The sequence below is a fragment of the Acidovorax sp. SRB_24 genome, assembly GCF_012931925.1.
The window spans coordinates 1-3,874 of the sequence record NZ_MWOM01000127.1; the positions used below are offsets into that span (position 1 = coordinate 1).

Annotated in this window: 5 protein-coding genes; 3 read left to right on the top strand and 2 right to left on the bottom strand. The window is 71.5% G+C overall.

The features are described from left to right. Nucleotides 1-150: 150 nt before the first annotated feature. Nucleotides 151-864 carry a DNA repair protein RadC gene (gene radC, locus B2J89_RS20835; RefSeq protein WP_169170760.1) on the bottom strand — a complete coding sequence of 238 codons (714 nt, stop codon included), beginning with the start codon at nt 862-864 and terminating at the stop codon, nt 151-153. A gap of 47 nt (nt 865-911) precedes the next feature. Between radC and B2J89_RS20840 the strand changes: the two genes are divergently transcribed. Together B2J89_RS20840 and ispH are read left to right on the top strand one after the other, a co-directional pair. After that, on the top strand, nt 912-1,352 hold the full coding sequence (locus B2J89_RS20840; RefSeq protein ID WP_169170761.1) for a peptidylprolyl isomerase: 441 nt from the start codon (nt 912-914) through the stop codon (nt 1,350-1,352). Next, nucleotides 1,349-2,344 carry a 4-hydroxy-3-methylbut-2-enyl diphosphate reductase gene (ispH, locus tag B2J89_RS20845; RefSeq protein WP_169170762.1) on the top strand — a complete coding sequence of 332 codons (996 nt, stop codon included), beginning with the start codon at nt 1,349-1,351 and terminating at the stop codon, nt 2,342-2,344. Before B2J89_RS20840 ends, ispH begins: the two co-directional genes overlap by 4 nt. A gap of 76 nt (nt 2,345-2,420) precedes the next feature. Here ispH and B2J89_RS20850 read toward each other — a convergent pair whose 3' ends face one another. Continuing rightward, a complete protein-coding gene (locus tag B2J89_RS20850) occupies nt 2,421-3,089 on the bottom strand; it encodes an HPP family protein (protein ID WP_169170763.1) in 669 nt (222 codons plus the stop codon). Nucleotides 3,090-3,221: 132 nt separating this feature from the next. Between B2J89_RS20850 and B2J89_RS20855 the strand changes: the two genes are divergently transcribed. Beyond that, nucleotides 3,222-3,874 (top strand): pyridoxal-phosphate dependent enzyme (locus B2J89_RS20855; protein ID WP_169170764.1); only part of this gene is annotated, 653 nt, incomplete at its 3' end.

A 3,874-nucleotide genomic window follows, 5' to 3' on the forward strand; every position in this document is an offset into this window, starting at 1 on the left:
CCCGCGCTGCTGCAGCGGCTGCCGCAGCGGCGCGCACACTGGCGCGGTTGGCGCCGCTTGCCGCAGTGGGCGCGGGCGGTGGCGCGGCCGCAGGTGCCACGCCCAAGGCGCGGTCCAGCGCGGTCTGCAGTGCCGTGCGCTGGTGCTCGCTCACACCAGCCCCTGCTCTGCCATCGACAGCGCCTGCCCCGGCGCCACGATGATGTGGTCGAGCACGCGCACGTCCACCAGGGCCAGCGTGGCCTTGAGGGTCTGCGTCAGCGCCTCGTCGGCGCGGCTGGGCTGCACGCTGCCGCTGGGGTGGTTGTGCGCCAGCACCACGGCAGCGGCCTGGTGGTGCAGGGCGCGCAGCACCACTTCGCGTGGGTAGACACTGGTCTGCGTCAGCGTGCCGCGAAACAGCTCTTCGAGCGCCAGCAGCCGGTGCTGGCTGTCGAGGAACAGCACCGCAAACACCTCGTGCCCCTTGTGCGCCAGGTGCAGCTGCAGGTAGTGCTTGACCGCCTCGGGCGAGTCGAACGCCTCGCGCTGGCGCAGCTGCTGTGCCAGCGCCCGGCGCGCCAGCTCCATCACGGCCACCAGTTCGGCGCGCTTGGCCGGGCCCAGGCCCTTGGTGCGGCGCAGGTCGTCGCTGCTGGTGTGCAGCAGGCCGGCAATGCCGCCGAAGCCGCCGCGGGCGCGGCCCGTCTCGGGGCAGGTGGCGGGTGGGCTCAGCAGCTCCTCGGCCAGTTGCAGCACGCCCTTGCCCGCCATGCCCGTGCGCAGCAGGATCGCCAGCAGCTCGGCGTCGGCCAGCGCCGCGGGGCCGCGCGAGAGCAGCTTCTCGCGCGGTTGGGCGTCGGTGGGAAGGTCTTTGAGGGGCATGGAACGCGGGACGGGTTCTAAAATGGCGCCAGTTTATAGAGGCACCCATGGCAACTGTTCAACCGGGCTCATTCCTGACCCTGCATTACCGTCTGGCGGGCCCCGCCGGCGACGTCATCAACACCTTTGCCGACAAACCGGCCACGCTGACGCTGGGCAACAGCGAGCTGTCGCCGGCGATGGAGCAGCGCCTGCAGGGCCTGGCCGAGGGTGCGCGCGCCACCTTCGAGCTGGCCGCCGGCGAGGCTTTCGGCGAGCGCAACGCAGAGATGCAGCAGTGGGTGGCGCGCCAGCTGCTGAGCGAGCTGGGCGACCCCGACGAGCAGTACCAAGTGGGCGACGTGGTCAGCTTCCCGACCCCCGACGGCCTGGGCAGCTATGCCGGCACGGTGATCGAGCTGCGCGAGGGCGCCGTGCGCTTTGACTTCAACCACCCGCTGGCAGGCCAGCCGGTGACGTTCGAAGTGCAAGTGATCGGCGTGCTGTGAAACACCCCCAAGAGGTTTTGCTGGCCGAGCCGCGCGGTTTCTGCGCGGGCGTGGACCGCGCCATCGAGATCGTCGAGCGCGCGCTGCAGAAGTTCGGCGCGCCGATCTACGTGCGCCACGAGATCGTGCACAACACCTATGTGGTCAACGACCTCAAGGCCAAGGGCGCGGTGTTCATCGAAGACCTGGACGACGTACCGCCGGGCGCCACGCTGGTGTTCAGCGCGCACGGCGTGAGCAAGGCGGTGCAGGCCGAGGCGCGCGCGCGCGGCTTTAGCATTTTTGACGCGACCTGCCCGCTGGTGACCAAGGTGCACGTCGAGGTGGCCAAGCTGGCGCAGGACGGCTACGAGTTCATCATGATCGGCCACAAGGGCCACCCCGAGGTCGAAGGCACGATGGGCCAGCTCGACAGCGGCATCCACCTGGTCGAAGACGTGCAGGATGTGGCGCATGTGCAGCCACTGCAGACCGAGCGCCTGGCCGTGGTCACGCAGACCACGCTCTCGGTGGACGATGCGGCCGAGATCATGGCCGCCGTGCGCGCGCGCTTTCCGAGCGTGCGCGAGCCCAAGCAGCAGGACATCTGCTATGCCACGCAAAACCGCCAGGACGCGGTCAAGCTGCTGAGCCCGCAGGTCGAGCTGGTCATCGTGGTGGGCAGCCCCACCAGCTCCAACAGCAACCGCCTGCGCGAGCTCGCGGCCAAGCTGGGCACCACGGCCTACATGGTCGACGGTGCCAACGAACTGCGCCCCGAGTGGTTTGACGGCATCGCGCGCGTGGGCCTCACGGCGGGCGCGTCAGCCCCGGAAGTGCTGGTCAAGCAGGTGATTGCGCGCATCAAGGCGCTGGGCGCGGTGTCGGTGCGCACCATGGACGGCATACAGGAAACCGTGAAATTCCCGCTGCCCAAGGGGCTCAAGATCGATGCCGCCACCGGCCTGCAGCTGGCCGATCGCCGCCCGGAGACCGGTGCCGCAGGGCATTGATTGCTTCTTATTGATAGCTATTTGCGCTGGCTGCATAAGCGTTAGAGGCCGATTTCACTGAAACTTCCGTGGCGCCTCAGCTCCACAGGTCGAGCGGCGGATCGGCCGCCACGGCGCGCAGGATGTCGGTGCGCGAGATGAAGCCGGAGAGCACGCCCGCCGCGTCGGTCACCGGCAGGCCGGGCAGGCCGGTGTCGAGCAGCACGCTGGCCACGCGGCGCAGTTCGGCGTCCTGCGACACCGTGGGCACCGGGCTCACCATCACCTCGGCGACCGGGCGGCGCGCCCGCCGCACCGCGTCGCCCACCGCGCCGGGCTGGGGCAACAGGTCCGGCGGCGCCAGGTCGGCGCGCAGCAGCAACCCCACCACCTGGCCCTGCGCATCGACCACGGGGGCCTGCGCAATGCGGTGCTGCGCCAGCTGCTGCCAGGCGTGTTCCGCGCGCGCATCGGGGGGCACCGTCAGTGCACCGGCGGTCATCACGTCGCGCACGCGGGTCAGCGGCCGGCGCGCCTCCTGCGGGCCCTGCACGGTCTGCGCGTAGGCGGCCATGGCGTCCTGCGCGCGCAGGTGGATGCTGGCCGGGGCATGGCCCGGCGCGGCCTCGGCGCCGGGCGCGGGCACATCGACGCGGCCGGCGCGCAAGGCCTGCGGCCGCTGCACGCGGCGCACGGGCGCCACCTGGGACAGCTTTTCAGGGCCGCCGCGGTACATCTGCCCCGAAGGGCCGAAGACAAAGAACATGGATCCTCCTGCATGCGGGCGGCGGAGCCCCCGTGGCCATGTTATCGGCAGCCAGGGCTAAAAGTGGTGCACGCTCCTGCGGAGCGCCGGCGCACCTACACTGCCCAGCCTTGCCTTCCCGGAGCCAGAACCATGATCGACCGCGCCGCCATCGCCGCCGCCCGCCGCCAGTTCGCCACCCAGGCCGACTTCCTGCGCACCACGCCGATGTGGCGCGTGGCGGGCCGGCAGCTGGGAGTCGATTGCGCCGAGGTCTGGCTCAAACTGGAGCACCTGCAGGTGGGCGGCAGCTTCAAGGCGCGCGGCATGCTGTACCGGCTGCTGGCCAACCCGGTGCCGGCCAGCGGCGTCGTCATCGCTTCGGGCGGCAATGCCGGCATTGCCGTGGCCGCGGCGGCGCAGGCGCTGGGCGTGCGCTGCGAGGTCTATGTGCCCGAGGTGTCGCCCGAGGCCAAGCGCGCGCGCCTGCGCGCGCTGGGCGCCGACGTGGTGGTGGCGGGGGCGGCGTATTCCGAAGCCCTGCAGGCCTGCCTTGAGCGCCAGCAGGCCACGGGCGCGTTGCTCGCGCACGCCTACGACCAGCCCGAGGTGGTGGCCGGCGCGGGCACGCTGGCGCAGGAGATGGAAGAGCAGGGCGGTCGGCCGCCCGACACCGTGATGGTCAGCGTGGGCGGCGGCGGCCTGATCGCAGGGGTGGCCGCCTGGGTCGAGAGCCGCGCCCATGTGGTGGCCCTGGAGCCCGAGCGCGCGCCCACGCTGCACAGCGCACGCGCGGCCGGCGCGCC